The sequence below is a fragment of the Solibacillus sp. NPDC093137 genome (assembly GCF_050280445.1).
GTDB lineage: Bacteria > Bacillota > Bacilli > Bacillales_A > Planococcaceae > Solibacillus > Solibacillus isronensis_B.
Genome location: NZ_JBNNVH010000007.1, coordinates 1 through 17638 on the forward strand (window position 1 = coordinate 1; position 17638 = coordinate 17638).

Annotated in this window: 14 protein-coding genes; 7 read left to right on the plus strand and 7 right to left on the minus strand. The window is 37.9% G+C overall.

Going from position 1 to position 17638, the window contains the following annotated elements; all coding sequences use genetic code 11:
- Nucleotides 1–432: 432 nt before the first annotated feature.
- From ACQKN3_RS17235 to dnaA, 7 genes are all read right to left on the minus strand, one after another.
- A complete protein-coding gene (locus ACQKN3_RS17235) occupies nt 433–1542 on the minus strand; it encodes an HD-GYP domain-containing protein (RefSeq protein ID WP_285848959.1) in 1110 nt (369 codons plus the stop codon).
- A 181-nt stretch (nt 1543–1723) separates the two neighbouring features.
- On the minus strand, nt 1724–4222 hold the full coding sequence (gyrA, locus tag ACQKN3_RS17240) for a DNA gyrase subunit A (protein WP_427713582.1): 2499 nt from the start codon (nt 4220–4222) through the stop codon (nt 1724–1726).
- A 93-nt stretch (nt 4223–4315) separates the two neighbouring features.
- Nucleotides 4316–6241 (minus strand): DNA topoisomerase (ATP-hydrolyzing) subunit B, encoded by a 1926-nt coding sequence (gene gyrB / locus ACQKN3_RS17245; RefSeq protein WP_251691055.1) that lies wholly within the window; start codon nt 6239–6241, stop codon nt 4316–4318.
- Nucleotides 6242–6302: 61 nt separating this feature from the next.
- Nucleotides 6303–7421: a DNA replication/repair protein RecF gene (gene recF, locus ACQKN3_RS17250; RefSeq protein WP_427713585.1), complete on the minus strand. Its 1119-nt coding sequence runs from the start codon at nt 7419–7421 to the stop codon at nt 6303–6305.
- 3 nt (nt 7422–7424) lie between these two features.
- On the minus strand, nt 7425–7661 hold the full coding sequence (gene yaaA, locus ACQKN3_RS17255) for a S4 domain-containing protein YaaA (protein WP_285848958.1): 237 nt from the start codon (nt 7659–7661) through the stop codon (nt 7425–7427).
- 125 nt (nt 7662–7786) lie between these two features.
- Nucleotides 7787–8923 carry a DNA polymerase III subunit beta gene (dnaN, locus tag ACQKN3_RS17260; RefSeq protein WP_251691051.1) on the minus strand — a complete coding sequence of 379 codons (1137 nt, stop codon included), beginning with the start codon at nt 8921–8923 and terminating at the stop codon, nt 7787–7789.
- Nucleotides 8924–9094: 171 nt separating this feature from the next.
- Entirely contained in the window at nt 9095–10438 is a 1344-nt protein-coding gene (gene dnaA / locus ACQKN3_RS17265) for a chromosomal replication initiator protein DnaA (RefSeq protein WP_008408391.1), read from the minus strand.
- A 686-nt stretch (nt 10439–11124) separates the two neighbouring features.
- Between dnaA and rpmH the strand changes: the two genes are divergently transcribed.
- The 7 genes from rpmH to rsmG all read left to right on the plus strand — a co-directional run bounded on the left by rpmH (nt 11125) and on the right by rsmG (nt 17635).
- Complete coding sequence (rpmH, locus tag ACQKN3_RS17270) at nt 11125–11259, plus strand: 50S ribosomal protein L34 (RefSeq protein ID WP_008408389.1); 135 nt, start codon at nt 11125–11127, stop codon at nt 11257–11259.
- Between the two features lie 95 nt (nt 11260–11354).
- Nucleotides 11355–11696, plus strand: coding sequence for a ribonuclease P protein component (gene rnpA / locus ACQKN3_RS17275; RefSeq protein WP_008408387.1), 342 nt, complete (start codon nt 11355–11357; stop codon nt 11694–11696).
- A 131-nt stretch (nt 11697–11827) separates the two neighbouring features.
- Nucleotides 11828–12610, plus strand: coding sequence for a membrane protein insertase YidC (yidC, locus tag ACQKN3_RS17280; RefSeq protein ID WP_087617927.1), 783 nt, complete (start codon nt 11828–11830; stop codon nt 12608–12610).
- On the plus strand, nt 12611–13375 hold the full coding sequence (gene jag, locus ACQKN3_RS17285; protein ID WP_251691049.1) for an RNA-binding cell elongation regulator Jag/EloR: 765 nt from the start codon (nt 12611–12613) through the stop codon (nt 13373–13375).
- Nucleotides 13376–13549: 174 nt separating this feature from the next.
- Nucleotides 13550–14935 (plus strand): tRNA uridine-5-carboxymethylaminomethyl(34) synthesis GTPase MnmE, encoded by a 1386-nt coding sequence (mnmE, locus tag ACQKN3_RS17290; RefSeq protein ID WP_008408382.1) that lies wholly within the window; start codon nt 13550–13552, stop codon nt 14933–14935.
- 27 nt (nt 14936–14962) lie between these two features.
- Nucleotides 14963–16858 carry a tRNA uridine-5-carboxymethylaminomethyl(34) synthesis enzyme MnmG gene (mnmG, locus tag ACQKN3_RS17295; RefSeq protein ID WP_285848957.1) on the plus strand — a complete coding sequence of 632 codons (1896 nt, stop codon included), beginning with the start codon at nt 14963–14965 and terminating at the stop codon, nt 16856–16858.
- Between the two features lie 60 nt (nt 16859–16918).
- On the plus strand, nt 16919–17635 hold the full coding sequence (gene rsmG / locus ACQKN3_RS17300) for a 16S rRNA (guanine(527)-N(7))-methyltransferase RsmG (protein WP_008408378.1): 717 nt from the start codon (nt 16919–16921) through the stop codon (nt 17633–17635).
- The last annotated feature ends 3 nt before the right edge of the window (nt 17636–17638 follow it).

The following is a 17638-nucleotide window of genomic DNA, read 5'->3' on the forward strand; positions in this document are numbered from 1 at the left end:
TAGCGATCCAACTTCGTTAGAAGTTGAAATCTATTGTTTGCTTCATTTAAGAAGCTTGTTTCATTAACGTTGCTTGTTCAGTTTTCAAGGTTCATCGCGTTGTCGTTGTGACAACTTTTATATCTTAACATTATTTCATGTTGTTTGTCAACACTTTTTAATGAAAAGTTTTTTTGCTGTTGAAGCATTTCTTTTTCATGCGACAACTTTTATTATATTACAGCATCCTTAGGCTTAAGTCAACACTTTTTATTATTTATCTTTCAAAAGATGTTATCTTGTAAGGACTTTATATATAATAACATTTGATTTCCTAATCGTCAATAGTTTATTCATTGTTTTTCTGTTTTTATTTTGAGTTTGTTTATCCAGGCAAAACTAATATAAAAAGGGGGTATTTCTTCTTTTAAAGAAACACCCTTTAACAATTAATTAGTTCAATTTATATCCTTGAGTAATGACACGCGAAATATAGAAACTTCTATTAGAAGAAAGATCCACAATTTCTCCTGTACGTGTTAATTTTACAAGTGGACGTGTAGGTGAATATTTATTGATGAACATTACTTCGCCCAGCTCTAAATTAGATAATTCAATTTTTGTTCCTATTGGTAGATCAACGACAATATTCATTAAAGCTTGAACAACTTTAATATCAAATTTTCCAAACTCCTCTTCCTTAATCATTTCGATTACTTTGAAAGGAGATTGCTTTGAACGATACATACGTTCACTAGTCATCGCATGGAATACATCCGCTACCGCAATTATTTGGGCAAATATTGAAATAGACCCAATACGATCACCTTTTGGATAGCCACTGCCATCCAAACGTTCATGGTGCTGATAAACAGCTACTTTCATAATATCCTTTATAGCCGTTACGTTTTTAATTAGTAAGTAACTATAGTAAGGATGTTTTCTTACTTCTCCAAATTCGGATTCTGTTAAAACGCTTTTCTTATCCCGTATACGTGAAGGAATTCTCGACATTCCACTATCTGCTAACATTCCGGCGATGGCAAGCTGAATTGTATCCCCTCGCTCATATCCCATTTTCTTTGCAATGACTGCTGCAATTAAACCTGTAGCAATACAATGATGGTATAAATAGTCCTTTGCATTTGAATAACTGTTCAGATCAAATATATAAGAGCGATTTTCTAAAACCATATCCATTAACGGAATCATTATGTTTCTTACTTTTGGCAGATCTACTCTTCCGCCAGCTTCCCAATTTAAAAATTCCTTTTTTAATTGTCCGATTCCATCAAGATAGGACTTTTCGAAACTTGTGGGTTGCTGTAACGGTAATGCTACTGAAGTATTATCTAACTTTTCTTCAATTATCTCTGGTTCTTCAACTTCGATTTCATTATGTACTAATACTGTTTTTAAATTAAATAATTCAAACACACGTAAATGCTCTGGTTTTACTTTTGTATTTTTGTAGATAATCGGATATTGTGTATTGGCAAAAATATCTTCAGCAATTACCTTACCTAATCGCAATTCCTCAACTCTTATCAATATTGCTTCCAATTTCACAACCCCTTAAGCTTGTTATCGGTTATTAAGTATGGATAAATTCTCACCCAATGATTTAATCTTTCTAAATAACTACTAATTTTTTCATATTAACGTTAATTATAACGAATGGAAAATAAATTACAACCAAAAAAAGTAATCTAGATAGTCTAAACTAACTAGATTACTTTTCGAATTACTCTTCTATAGCTGAATTTGACTCTTCTTCAGTTTCAGAATCGATTTCTTCTTCATCCGGAGCGTCATCTTCTTTTTTCACCCGTGCCACAGTTGCTACATATTCGTCATCAGCAAGTCTGATTAAGCGAACACCCTGTGTACTACGGCCGATAACAGATATATCGTTTACGTCCATTCGAATTAACATCCCATTAATCGTAATCAACATAATGTCTTCTGATCCATCTACAGCCTTTACCGCGCACATTTTACCGTTCTTATCAGTAATTTGCATCGTTTTCAGACCTAACCCGCCACGGCTTTGTAAACGGTATTCGGATTCAGGTGTACGCTTACCGTAACCATTTTCAGTGACAACTAAAATTTCCTGACCTGGCTCAAGAATTTCCATTCCTACTACAAAGTCACCTTCACGAAGTTTAATACCGCGTACCCCGGCAGCCGAACGACCCATCGAACGAATATCGTCCTCTTTAAATCGTACTAACATACCATCGCTTGTACCGATAATAATTTCCTTTGTGCCATCCGTTAAGTGAACAGAAATTAAATCATCATCTTCACGTAATGTAATGGCGATTAAACCATTCGTACGGATATTTGCAAACTGATCAACAGGTGTACGCTTTGTTACCCCAGTTTTTGTAGTAAAGATAAAGTAAGCATCTTCTTTAAATTCTGTTACGCGAATCATTGCTGTAACATGCTCACCTTTATCAATATTAAGTAAGTTTACAATTGGCAGCCCTTTCGCTTGGCGACCGAACTCCGGAATTTCATATCCTTTTGCACGGAATACTTTCCCTTTTGAAGTGAAGAAAAGAATTGTATCGTGTGTAGACGTGAATAATAAATGTTCTACGAAGTCATCTTCATTCGTTCCCATACCTTGTACACCACGGCCACCGCGTTTTTGCGAGCGGTACGTGTTTGCAGCTAAACGTTTAATATAACCGTTATGTGTTAATGTAAGTACCGAGTTTTCACGAGGAATTAAATCTTCGTCTTCAATCATTTCTAAGCCGCCAGCTGTAATTTCTGTACGGCGGTCATCACTGTAACGCTCTTTAATATCCGTCATTTCTGTGCGGATAATCTCGACTACTTTCGCTTCATCAGCTAAAATCGCTTTTAATTCATCGATTAACTTTAAAAGTTCCTGATACTCAGCCTCAATTTTTTCGCGTTCCAATCCGCTTAAACGCACAAGACGCATGTCTAAAATTGCTTGTGCCTGGCGTTCAGATAAATTAAAGCGCTCCATTAATTGAGGTCTTGCTTCTTCACCGCTGCGAGAAGCTCGGATAATAGAAATAATTTCATCAATATGATCAAGCGCAATACGTAAACCTTCTAAAATATGTGCACGTTCCTCTGCTTTTCGAAGTTCGAATGCAGTACGACGTTTAATAACTACTTTCTGGTGTTCTAAGTAATGATAAAGCACTTCTTTTAGACTTAATACTTTTGGCTGCCCGTCAACTAGCGCAAGCATATTTACACCAAAGCTTGATTGCATCGCTGTTTGCTTGAATAAATTGTTCAATACGACATTTGCATTGGCATCACGGCGTACTTCAATCACTATACGCATACCATTACGGTCTGATTCATCACGTAAATTAGTAATGCCATCGATTTTTTTGTCGCGAACTAACTCAGCAATTTTTTCAATTAGTTTTGCTTTGTTAACCTGATATGGCAATTCGTGTACTAAAATTGTCTCTTTGCCGTTTGAAGCTTGTTCAATTTCTACTTTAGCCCGAATTGTCAGTGAACCACGGCCCGATTCATATGCACGGCGAATACCGCTGCGCCCTAGAATAATTCCCCCTGTAGGGAAGTCAGGACCTGGAATGATTTCCATTAGCTCTTCTGTCGAAATACCTGGATTATCAGCTACTGCCAATACACCGTCAATCACTTCTCCAAGATGATGCGGCGGTATATTTGTAGCCATACCTACTGCGATACCAGAAGCACCATTCACCAATAGATTCGGATAGCGTGCCGGCAATACTAAAGGTTCATTTTCACTGCCATCATAGTTCGGTCCATAATCAATCGTATCTTTGTTAATATCGCGCAACATTTCCATCGCGATTTTAGACATACGTGATTCTGTATAACGCATTGCTGCTGCACCGTCACCATCAACAGAACCAAAGTTACCATGGCCATCGACTAGCATATAACGGTAGCTGAAGTCTTGCGCCATACGCACCATTGCATCATAAATTGATGAGTCACCGTGAGGGTGGAATTTACCCATTACGTCCCCTACAATACGGGCACTCTTTTTATATGGTTTATCTGAAGTATTTCCTAGCTCCTGCATACCATAGAGGATACGACGATGTACTGGTTTAAGCCCATCACGTACGTCTGGTAAGGCACGCGAAACGATAACGCTCATCGCATAGCTTAAGAAAGATGATTTAATTTCTGTTGTAATATTTCTAGATTCAATATGTCCATGCTGAATGTCAGACAAAATAAGGACCTCCTTCCAATTGCACTAACTAATCAATTATGTCCAAGCATAATTGCATCCTTCAGCGGGTGTTTGAAAACCCGCTGAAGGATGTTAAATATCCAAGTCTTGCACGTATACTGCATTTTCTTCGATAAAATCACGACGAGGTGCAACTTCATCACCCATTAAGTGATCGAAAATTTTATCTGCTTCAATTGCATCATCCAATTCTACTCGAATTAAAGTACGGTGCTCTGGATCCATTGTTGTATCCCATAATTGCGTTGCATTCATTTCCCCTAAACCTTTATAACGCTGTACATTAGGCTTCGGTAACTTCGGAAGACGGTTTAAAATATCTTCTAACTCCTGATCCGAGTAGCAGTATTCAACATGCTTCCCTTGTTTCACCTGATAAAGCGGTGGTTTTGCGGCATATACATAGCCTGCTTCGATTAACGGACGCATGAAACGGAAGAAGAATGTCAGCAATAGCACACGAATATGTGCCCCATCGACATCGGCATCCGTCATAATGACGATTTTGTGATAACGTGCTTTCTCTAAATTAAACTCTTCCCCAATACCAGTACCGAATGCTGTAATCATTGCACGGATTTCAGCATTAGATAAAATACGGTCCAAGCGTGCTTTCTCAACGTTAAGGATTTTCCCGCGCAGTGGTAAGATCGCCTGGAAATGACGGTCACGGCCTGATTTAGCAGATCCACCGGCAGAGTCACCCTCTACAATATAAATCTCAGATTCAGCAGGGTTTGTCGAAGAACAGTCTGCTAATTTACCTGGTAAGCTTGAAACTTCCAATGCAGATTTACGACGTGTAAATTCACGAGCCTTTTTCGCTGCTACACGCGCACGTGCCGCCATTGTACCTTTTTCGATAACTTGGCGCGCAACCGTTGGATTTTCAAGTAGGAAACGTTCAAATCCGTCTGAGAATAAAGCATTTGTAATCTGACTTACTTCAGAGTTTCCAAGTTTTGTTTTAGTTTGGCCCTCAAATTGAGGTTCCGGGTGCTTTATTGATACGATTGCGGTTAAACCTTCACGAACATCTTCGCCTGTAAGGTTGGCATCCGATTCTTTAATCAAGTTTGATTTGCGGGCATAGTCGTTAATAACACGTGTTAAGGCCGTTTTAAAGCCTGATTCGTGCGTACCACCTTCATACGTGTTGATGTTGTTGGCAAAGGACATAATATTAGAGCTGAAGCCTGCATTATACTGCATGGCAATTTCAACCGTAATGCCTTCTTTTTCGCCTAACACATCAATCGGTACATGGATAGGGTCTTTATTTTCGTTTATATGCTCAACATATTCACGAATACCACCCTCAAAGTGGAATGTTTCAGAACGTTCCTGTCCTATGCGCTCATCTGCAATCGTAAGGCTGATGCCACGATTTAAGTAAGCTAATTCACGGATACGTGTCGCTAAAATATCGTATTCATAAACTGTTGTTTCTTTAAATATTTCGCTGTCAGCTTTAAATCGAGTTGTTGTACCTGTATGGTCTGTTTCACCAACCACTGTTAACTTTTGAACCGTTTGACCGCGCTCAAAAATAATTTCATGGATTTTACCATCGCGGTGTACTTGAACAATTGTCTGACTTGATAATGCGTTTACTACAGAAGCACCAACACCGTGAAGACCACCTGATACTTTATAGCCTCCGCCGCCAAATTTACCGCCGGCGTGCAGTACTGTCATAATTACTTCAACAGCAGGCATACCCATTTTTTCTTGAATATCTACGGGAATACCACGACCGTTATCTTCTACGCGAATCCAATTGTCTTGTTCAATTGTTACTGTGATTCCTGTACAATAACCTGCTAAAGCTTCATCAATACTATTATCAACAATTTCCCAAACTAAATGGTGCAATCCTTTTGAACTTGTTGAACCAATATACATACCCGGACGTTTTCGAACAGCCTCTAATCCTTCTAATACTTGTATTTGATCCGCATCATAAGATTGCTGGACTTTATTATCTTCTAAAGCCACTATTGTTCACCTACTCTTTCATAACTATCAGTATGCTTCTTTATTACGTATTTCAATGCACTTATGGTTGTTCAATTGTTCCTTGTGTGACGTGGAACAATTTTGCGTGCTGTATTGTGTCATGGTGAATACCTTCTACACTCGTTGTTGTAACGAATGTCTGGACCTCACCTTGAATTGTATTTAATAAATGTGATTGGCGGTAATCATCCAATTCAGATAAAACATCATCCAATAAAAGAATCGGAGTCTCCTTCGTTTCCTGTTTGATAAGTTCAATTTCGGCAAGTTTTAAAGATAATGCCGTTGTGCGTTGCTGCCCTTGTGAGCCGTATACTTGAACATCATAATCATTGACAAAAAACTGCAGATCATCCCGATGAGGACCTATAAGTGTTACGCCTCTTTCAATTTCACGCTGCTTCACTTCTTCTAGTTTCTTTGTTAAGTAATCCGCCATTTCTTCAGTAGTCCAGCTTGCTTCCATCCCTGTTACAGGACGGTATTTTATGACAAGCTTTTCTAATCCCCGCGAAATGCCAAAGTGAATCGGTTCAGCCCAATCTTGTAAAAGCTCGATAAACTGAAATCTTTTACGGATAATTTGAATTGCCGCCTGCACATATTGTTCTGTATAAATTTCAAACATCACATCAGATGCGAGTGATTGTTTTCCCGCATTCTTTTTTAGTAAATGATTACGTTGTTTCAAAATCTTTTGGAATGTTAGTAAATCATGTAAGTAAACTGGGGAAATTTGTCCGATTTCCATATCGATGAATCTTCGGCGAATTTGGGGGCTGCCCTTTACGATATTCAAATCTTCCGGTGCAAACATTACTACATTCATCTGTCCGATATAATTGCTTAGTTTCGTTTGTTCAAGATGATTGATTTTGCCCTTTTTGCCTTTTTTTGAAATCGTCAATTCGATAGGAACGCCACCGTAACGCTTATTTACCACACCTTCTATTTTACCATAATCCGCATCCCAACGTATTAATTCTTTATCGTTCGCGGTACGATGAGATTTGGCCATCGCTAGTACATAGATTGATTCCATTACATTTGTTTTTCCTTGAGCATTTTCCCCAATAAAAACATTAATCTTATCTGAAAAATCCAGTGTTAACGATTCATAGTTACGATAATTTGTTAGCTGCAAGCGCTCGATGTTCATTAATTAATTTTCTCCGTTTTCAATAAATGCATCGACAATTTTGTAACGTCCTACACCAGGGATATTAATTACATCCCCATGACGCAATTTTTTTCCGCGGCGATCTTCCACTTCTCCATTTACGTATACTTCATGTTCACTTAAAAACCACTTTGCCATACCACCGGAGCTAATTGTATCTGTCATTTTCAGCGCTTGACCAAGCGTAATAAATTCTGTATCAATTACTAATTCATTCAACGTAATTCATCCTCCACTTAAATAAAGTCTTATCATTCTATCATACCTAAAAATCGTCCATAAGTAAAAAAGGAACGGTCTCAATAACAAGTTAAGACCATTCCTTTTAGAATTTTTATTGAATTTTAGTAAGTACGTACCGGTAAAATCAATTGCAGTATTGCATCATCTGCAACAGAACGTAAGATGAACGGGCGCATTGCTCCTGTAAATTCAATTACTACATCTTGTCCATCAATCGCTTTTAAGGCTTCCATCATATATTTTGCACTAAATGAAATCTTCAATGTTTCACCTTCCAGACTTTCCACTTGGATCTGCTCTTCGACTTTACCAATCTCAGGTGAATTTGATGAAATTTCGACTGTTTGATTTTCCAGTGTTTCAAAACGAACGACATTATTACGATCTTCACGAGCTAAAAGTGAAGCACGATCAATTGCCTGCAATAAAGATTTTCCGTTAATGGTAATCATTGTTTTAAACTCTTCCGGAATTAAACGTGATGTATCCGGATAGTTGCCTTCTAAAAGACGAGAGAAGAACAGCACATCATCCGTTTTAAATAATACATGCTGGTTTGTCAGTACGATTTGAACAGGATTATTTGTGTCTTCTAAAATCTTGTTTAATTCATTTAAGCTTTTACCTGGAATTACGACTGAAGTAATATCATTTGGTAAATTTTCAAGATTTACTTTACGACGTGCTAAACGGTGACTATCCGTTGCAACGCATATTAATGCATCGCCTTCAACTTTCCAGTTTACACCTGTCAACACCGGACGGCTTTCCGATGTCGCTACAGCAAATACAGTTTCTCTAATAACTGATTTTAATAAATCTGTTGGAATCGTAAATTGGCGGTCTGCAGCAATTTCAGGTAACTGTGGATATTCCGTTGCATCTAGGCCGATAAGGTGGAACTCTGATTTACCTGAACGGATAATAGTTGCATAGCCGTTTGTAATTTCGATTTCCACTTCATTAGTAGGCAATTTACGGATAATTTCATTGTACATACGAGCTTGTAGCACAATAGAGCCTGTTTGTGTAATATCCATAATCTGTTCGCCATTTTCTTCTACAGGAATGAAAGTCTGGATTGTAATGTCTGCATCACTACCAGTTAACGTCATACCTTCGTTTGTAACATCAATTTTAATCCCCGTTAAAATAGGGATCGTCGTTTTGGAACTTACGGCTTTCATTACATCGTTTAATCCTGCTAAAAGACGATCACGTAAAATAGTAAATTTCATTAGTTTACCTCTCTTATATAATTAATTATTTATTTAAAGATATTAATAGATATAGTAATAGGGCCTGTGAATTTGTGGATAACCCCTATTTTAAACAGGCAGAGCACGCTATCCACATGTTGATAAGCTGTGAATAGGTATGTGTGAAAAACATAAAGTTATACACAGAGATTATTTACCTAACATACTACGTATTTGTTTAATATCCTGCTGAAGCTGCTGATCTGTTTTAAGTAAGGAAGAAATCTTTTCATGGGCATGGATTACTGTTGTATGATCACGGCCTCCAAACTCCTCACCAATTTTAGGTAATGAGTAATCTGTTAGCTCACGCGATAAATACATCGCCACTTGACGAGGATAAGCAATCGATTTTGTCCGGCGCTTAGCCTTAAAATCTTCCAGACGTATACTGTAATGTTCACCAGTTGCAGTTTGAATATCTAAAATCGAAATCATGCGCGGTTTTGAATTTGGCATAATATCTTTTAAAGCTTCTGCAGCAAGTTCAGGCGAAACATCCATATTTACTAAAGATGAATAGGCCACAACCCGTATTAATGCCCCTTCAAGTTCACGAATATTTGTATCAACCTGATTGGCAATATAAAGCATGACTTCATTTGGAATATCGAGTCCATCAGCTTTGGCCTTCTTACGTAAAATAGCAATACGTGTTTCCAAATCTGGTGGTGCAATATCTGTAATTAGTCCCCATTCAAAGCGTGAACGCAAACGGTCCTCTAAAGTAGGGATTTCCTTTGGAGGGCGGTCACTTGAGATGACAATCTGCTTTGATTCTTCATGCAGTGTGTTGAATGTATGGAAGAATTCCTCTTGTGTCGATTCCTTACCAGCCAAAAATTGAATATCGTCAATTAGCAGTACATCAACATTGCGGTATTTATTTCGAAAATCGATTGTTTTATTATCACGGATGGAGTTTATGAACTCATTTGTGAACTTTTCAGATGATAAATAGACGACATTTGCTGTCGGATTATGTTCTTTTACATAATGGCCAATTGCATGCATTAAGTGAGTTTTTCCTAAACCTACCCCCCCATAAATAAAGAACGGGTTGTAAGCTTTTGCGGGTGCTTCTGCTACAGCTAGGCTCGCTGCATGGGCAAAGCGGTTACCGGAACCAATAACGAATGTATCAAATGTGTACTTTGGATTGAGCATACCCGGGGTAATGTCATGGTGTTCACTTGATTTTGCTTGAGTAATTGGGGGCGGTAGTTCAAAGTCGTCTGCCGTCTGATCTTTCTGGACAACAAAATTAATGACTAGATCCTCTCCAGTTAACTCGTTTAATATTCCTGTAATCATATGGATGTAATATTGTTCAAGCCAATCGCGGGCAAAAGAGTTAGGCGCGGAAATCGTCACTTTTGTGCCACTATGCGCAAGAAGTTTTGTTGATTTCAGCCAAGTATCAAAGCTCGGTTTCGAGATTTTCTGTTCAGCTTGGGCAAGGACGGCATTCCATAGGTTTTCTAAATGTTCCAAGCTCTTTCTTCCTTTCATTAATTCATTTCACATTCGATTCGTATATTTAAATGACAAGGCTCATACTAACCAAAATTAGATGAGAGTCTTTTTTATGTGAATTTCCTTACAATGCAAACTTTCTTGCTTACGAAAAAAGAAAGGCTCTGTTAAATGATTAATAGTAAACAGAGCTATAAAATATATATTTTATAATTAAAAAGGAGTTCATACACATAACCACAAGTTGTGGATAAAGGTTGTTCTAGAGTATGGGAAATCTTTGTCCACAGATTATCAACAATTGTGGATAATATATTTCCCAGAAAAGAATTCCACAAAGTAAAACACAGTTATCGTATCAAATAAAGTTAGGTATTTCAATACTTAAACGATCTTATCCACATAATCATATGTTATATACATAACAGTTGTCCACAGGTTTGTTATATGTGAAAAACCTGTAGATAAGCGCTGTGGATAATTTTTAAGAGCAAAAATACTATTCACAGCATAAACGTAAATTAATTTTATAAATTGTGGATAACTGAGAGTGTGGATCAGGAAAGGGATTTATATGAGGTTTATAGAGAAAAAGAGAAAAATTATAATGAGGCATTGACAAACAGGTTTTATTCTTTATATAATATCATGGTCTGTATGTAGAGATAGATATAGTAACGCTCGAATTCAGGAGGTGTATATAAATGAAACGCACGTACCAACCTAAAAAACGTAAGCACTCTAAAGTTCACGGTTTCCGCGCTCGTATGAGCACTAAAAACGGCCGTAACGTATTAGCTCGCCGTCGTAAAAAAGGAAGAAAAGTATTATCAGCATAAGTCCACTGAGCCACATCAGTGGTCTTTTTTTTCTTTTATCGTTGTTGAATGAGCAAAAAAAGTACCAATGATTAGATGGAGCAGGTGAATGGATCATGAATAAACGCCAACGTATAAAGAAAAATGAAGATTTTCAAAAGGTGTTTAAAAAAGGTAAGTCGTTTGCGAATCGCCAATTTGTTGTATATTGCTTGAAAAAGGAAGAACAACAGGCGTTTCGTATTGGCTTATCAGTGAGCAAAAAAGTAGGAAATGCGGTCACTCGGGTTCAAGTGAAACGCTATATTCGCCAAGCTTTTCTGGAATTAAAAGATGAAGTAAAACAAGATATGGACTATGTTATTATCGCCAGAACGCAGGCGGCCACACTGGATTTTCACGAAACCAAAAAAAGCTTGCAGCATGTTTTAAAGGTTGCAAGAGTATATAAAGGATAGTTCCACAATTAATTGTTTATCATTCATTGCTCTATTCTTTGAATTTACAGAACAATTAGTAGTGTACGAACGTCCATAATGGTAAAATATTGTCATAAAAATTGAATAGGTTTGCTTTAGGAGGAAGAAGGTTGAAGAAAAATCTATGGATAATGCTGTCACTTGTTTCAGTAGTATTACTGCTATCAGGCTGTACAGAATTTGACCAACCAATTTCATCTGAAAGTGATGGCTTTTGGAATGAATATATTGTTTGGCCATTAGTATCATTTATCAAGCTTTTTGCTGATATGTTTGAAGGTAATGCGGCGAATTATGCATTTGCAATTATTATCGTAACTGTTATTATTCGTCTAATCATTCTGCCTTTAACTATCAAACAAGTAAAAAGTTCTAAGAAAATGCAGGAAATGCAACCGAAATTAAAAGAGCTGCAAGCAAAATACAGCTCAAAAGACGCGGCAACTCAGCAAAAATACCAGCAGGAAATGATGCAGTTAATGCAGACTTCAGGTGTTAACCCATTAGCTGGATGTTTACCGATTCTTATCCAAATGCCGATTTTAATCGGTTTCTATCATGCGATTAGCCGTATGAATGCAACACCGGATGCATTTGAATTAGGGACATTTTTAGCGGTTCCATTAGCAGAGCCTAGTATTGTATTTGCTGTTATCGCAGGTCTTATCCAGTACGTTGTATTAATGACTGGACCAGCAGTAGATAACCCACAAATGAAAATTATGATGTACATCATGCCATTAATGATCGTTGGTTTCGGTATTATTTTACCTGCCGCGTTATCATTATATTGGGTAGTCGGGAACTTTGTATCTGTATTACAAAACCTTGTTATTTACAAACCTTGGAATAAAAATAAACCGGATGCTACCGATGCTAAAGGAGCGAAATAAGTGAAACAAACTACGCAAATAGGCGCAACAGTAGAAGAAGCGATCTCATTAGCGTTACAAAAGCTTGGCCATACTCGTGAACAAGTTGATGTGGAAGTTTTACAAGAGGGTAAAAAAGGATTTTTAGGTTTTGGGGCACGAAATGCTGAAGTTCGTGTCACTGTAAAGGAAATTGTTCAGCAGCAAGTGGATCAAGAGACGACTTCAGATTCTGCATCTGATGTGGAAGAACTGACAATTGTCGAGGAAACAATCGAGAATGAGCCGGTTTCATCTAATGAAGATCAATCAATTCACCATGAACAACAACAAGTGGATCCTATTGAAGAGGCAAAAGGGTATTTAACGAATATTGCTTTAGGAATGGGAATTACAGATTTAACAATTGACCATGAAACAGATGGCAAACATGTTTCATTTAAGTTATCGAGCGAGAAAGCAGCGTTATTAATTGGAAAGCGTGGCCTTACATTAAATGCGCTTCAACATTTAACTCAGCTCATTCTTAATAAAACAGCCAAATCGTTTATGATTTTACAAATGGATGTGGAAGATTATCGTGAGCGACGTCAAGTAGCGCTTGAACAGCTGGCATTACGTATGGCGGACAAGGCTATTCGAACACGAAAACCCGTATCATTTGAACCGATGGCATCTTATGAACGAAAAATTATTCATAATGCCCTGGCAAATCGTATAGATATTGAAACGCACTCAGAAGGTGTCGAACCAAATCGATATTTAGTCATAGAGCCAGTAAAATAATATACAGACAGTTTTCGACCTATTCTTTTGGATAGGTCGTTTTTTTAATGAAAGATGGAACCAAATCTACATTACTTTAGATTTTAATTAAAATATGTTAGTCTAAATTGTTAGTTAGTATAGCACGGATGTGATTTATCCACATGTGGATAACACTGAAATAGGAGGATATAAATGGAATTCGATACGATTGCTGCGATTTCCACTCCAATGGGAGAAGGAGCTATTGCGATTGTTCGTCTGAGCGGCGATGAGGCGGTAGCGATTGCAGATAAAATATTTAAATCACCAAATCATAAGCGTTTGACGGAAGTTGCGACACATACGATCCATTACGGACATCTGATCGACCCGAAAACGGATGAAGTGGTAGAGGAAGTTATGTTGAGCTTAATGCGCGGACCGAAGACATTTACGCGAGAAGATGTTGTCGAAATCAATTGTCATGGCGGTATTGTGTCTGTTAACCGAGTATTACAGCTTGTCTTACGTTACGGTGCACGTTTAGCAGAGCCTGGGGAATTTACGAAACGTGCATTTTTAAATGGCCGTATCGACTTATCACAGGCAGAAGCGGTAATGGATTTAATTCGTGCAAAAACTGACCGCGCGATGAACGTTGCGCTTGGCCAGATGGATGGAAAGCTATCACGTCTTATTACATCTTTACGCCAGGCATTATTAGAGACGTTGGCACAAGTGGAAGTAAACATTGATTATCCGGAATATGACGATGTAGAAGAAATGACGATTCCTGTACTTCTTGAAAAATGCGGTTGGGTACGAGAGGAAATAATTAAATTACTTCAAACATCATCTCAAGGTAAAATTTTACGTGAAGGTTTATCTACCGTTATTTTAGGACGTCCAAACGTAGGTAAATCATCTCTTTTAAATAGTTTGGTTCAAGAAAATAAAGCGATTGTAACCGACATTGCAGGCACAACTCGTGATATTATTGAAGAATACGTAAATGTACGTGGAGTTCCTTTACGTTTAGTTGATACAGCAGGTATTCGGGAAACAGAAGATATTGTTGAACGAATCGGAGTTGAACGTTCGAGAGAGGCATTAAAAGATGCCGATTTAATATTGCTTGTATTAAATTACGGAGAAGAGCTTACAGAAGAAGATGAACGCCTTTTTGAAACGATTCAGGCGATGGATTATATTGTCGTTGTCAACAAGACAGATATCGAACGCAAAATCGATTTAAACCGTGTTCATGAATTGGCTGGAAAACATCGTGTCGTAACGACTTCGTTATTGAAAGAAGAAGGTGTAATCGAGCTGGAAGAAGCGATTGCAGCATTGTTCTTTGAAGGGCAAGTAGAAGCGAATGATTTAACATATGTATCAAATGCGCGGCATATTGCGCTATTGCATCAAGCTCAACAGGTGATTGAGGATGCGCTTGCTGCAGCTGAGTCAGGTGTACCTGTCGATATGATTCAAATCGATGTGACACGTACATGGGAAATTCTTGGTGAAATTATTGGAGATACTGTACAGGAAAGCTTAATTAATCAGCTATTCTCGCAGTTCTGTTTAGGGAAATAAATCGGAATAAAAGAGAGGAAGAACAACATGTCAATACAATACGAAGCAGGTAATTTTGACGTAATCGTTGTTGGTGCAGGACATGCAGGTGTGGAATCTGCCTATGCAGCTGCGAAAATGGGTGCTAAGACACTCATGCTTACAATTAACTTAGATATGATTGCGTTTATGCCTTGTAATCCATCAGTCGGCGGACCTGCAAAAGGAATCGTTGTTCGCGAAATTGATGCACTTGGCGGTTTAATGGGACGCATTATCGATAAAACACATATTCAAATGCGCATGTTAAATACCGGGAAAGGTCCAGCAGTACGTGCTTTACGTGCACAAGCGGATAAATTCCAGTATCAGCATGAAATGAAACGGGTTTTGGAAGAAGAAGAAAACCTTCAAATTCATCAGGCAATGGTCGATGAACTAATTGTAGAGGATGGCGAAGTAAAAGGTGTTATTACACAAGTTGGAGCAATTTACCGTGCACCGGCTGTCATCATTACTACAGGTACGTTTTTACGTGGGGAAATTATTTTAGGAAATCTGAAATATTCTTCAGGTCCAAACAACCAGCAGCCATCGATTAAATTAGCGGATAACTTAAAAGAATTAGGGTTTGACTTAATTCGTTTTAAAACAGGAACACCACCACGTGTAAACAACCGTACAATTGATTATTCAAAAACGGAAATTCAACCTGGTGATGATGTACCCCGTGCATTCAGTTTTGAAACAACAGAATATATTATGGATCAGCTTCCTTGCTGGTTAACTTATACAACAGAAGAAACACATCGTACAATTGAGGAAAACCTGCACTTGTCTCCAATGTTTTCAGGGATGATTAAAGGGACAGGTCCACGTTACTGCCCATCAATTGAAGATAAAGTAACGCGCTTTAACGATAAGCCGCGTCACCAGATTTTCCTTGAGCCTGAAGGACGCAATACACGTGAAGTATATGTCCAAGGTTTATCGACAAGCTTACCAGAGCATGTTCAAAAGAAATTAATCGCATCGATTCCTGGTTTAGAGAATGCCGAAATGATGCGTGCAGGCTATGCGATTGAGTACGATTCAGTTATTCCTACACAATTATGGCCAACGTTAGAAACGAAAAAAATCCAAGGTCTTTATACAGCAGGTCAAATTAACGGTACTTCAGGCTATGAAGAAGCAGCAGGGCAAGGGTTAATGGCCGGAATGAATGCCGCAGCAAAAGTATTAGGCCGTGAAGAAATTATTTTAGACCGTTCAGATGCCTATATCGGTGTATTAATTGACGACCTAGTTACAAAAGGTACGAATGAACCTTACCGTCTATTAACTTCACGTGCAGAGTACCGTCTTCTATTACGTCATGACAATGCAGATTTACGTTTAACTGAAATTGGTTATAAAGCAGGGATGATTACAGAAGATCGTTACGCGAAGTTCCAAGTGAAAAAAGCACAGATTGAACAGGAAATTGCACGTCTGCGTGAAATAATCATTAAGCCGAATGAGACGACACAAGAAGTCATCCGCAATGCTGGCGGCGCGGAGCTAAAAGATGGTATCCGCGGAGCAGACCTTTTAAAACGTACTGAAATGACGTATGATTTAGTTGCTTCCCTAACTCCATCAGAAGTGGAACTTTCAGGTGATGTAAAAGAGCAGATTGAAATTCAATTAAAATATGAAGGGTATATTCAAAAAGCACTTCAGCAAGTAGAAAAAATGAAGAAGCTTGAGGATAAGAAAATCCCTGAAAATATCGATTATGATGCTATTCCAAGCTTGGCGACAGAAGCACGCATGAAGCTTAAAAGTGTTCAGCCGCTTTCAATTGCTCAAGCATCACGTATTTCAGGTGTAAACCCTGCAGATGTTTCAATTTTACTTGTCTATATTGAGCAAGGTAAAATTGCAAAAGTAACTACGAATTGAATGATGTGAGCGTCTTTATCCAAAAAAGGCGCTCATTCTTTAATATGGAGGAGTCATTTTATGAACGAAAAGCAATTTATCGAAGCATTGAAGGAAAAGGGTATTGAGCTTTCAGAACACCAGATTGCGCAGTTTAAAAAATATTTTGAGCTTTTAGTTGAGTGGAATGAAAAAATGAACTTAACGGCAATTACGGATTTGGAAGGCGTTTATTTAAAGCACTTCTATGATTCAATCAGTGCGTCATTTTATTTTGATTTTACAAAAGTGACAACAGTATGCGATGTTGGTGCAGGTGCAGGATTCCCAAGTATCCCTATTAAAATTTGCTTCCCGCATTTACAAATTACGATTGTCGATTCACTTAATAAACGAATTACATTTTTAAATCATTTAACAAATGAGTTAAACTTGGATCATATGACATTTGTCCATGCCCGTGCTGAAGAGTTTGGTCAAAATACAGCATACCGTGAAAAATTTGATGTTGTCACAGCCCGCGCGGTAGCACGTCTTTCTGTATTATCAGAGCTATGTATTCCATTAGCAAAAGAAGGCGGTTATTTTGTTGCATTAAAAGCTGCAGCAGGTGCAGAAGAATTAAAGGATGCGACGAAAGCCATCTCAACATTAGGCGGGAAATTAATAGAGGAGTTTGCATTCCATTTACCGGTAGAGGAAAGCGAACGTTCACTTTATGTATTTGATAAAGTAAAATCAACACCAAAAAAATACCCGCGTAAACCAGGTGTTCCTAATAAAACACCAATTAAATAAAAA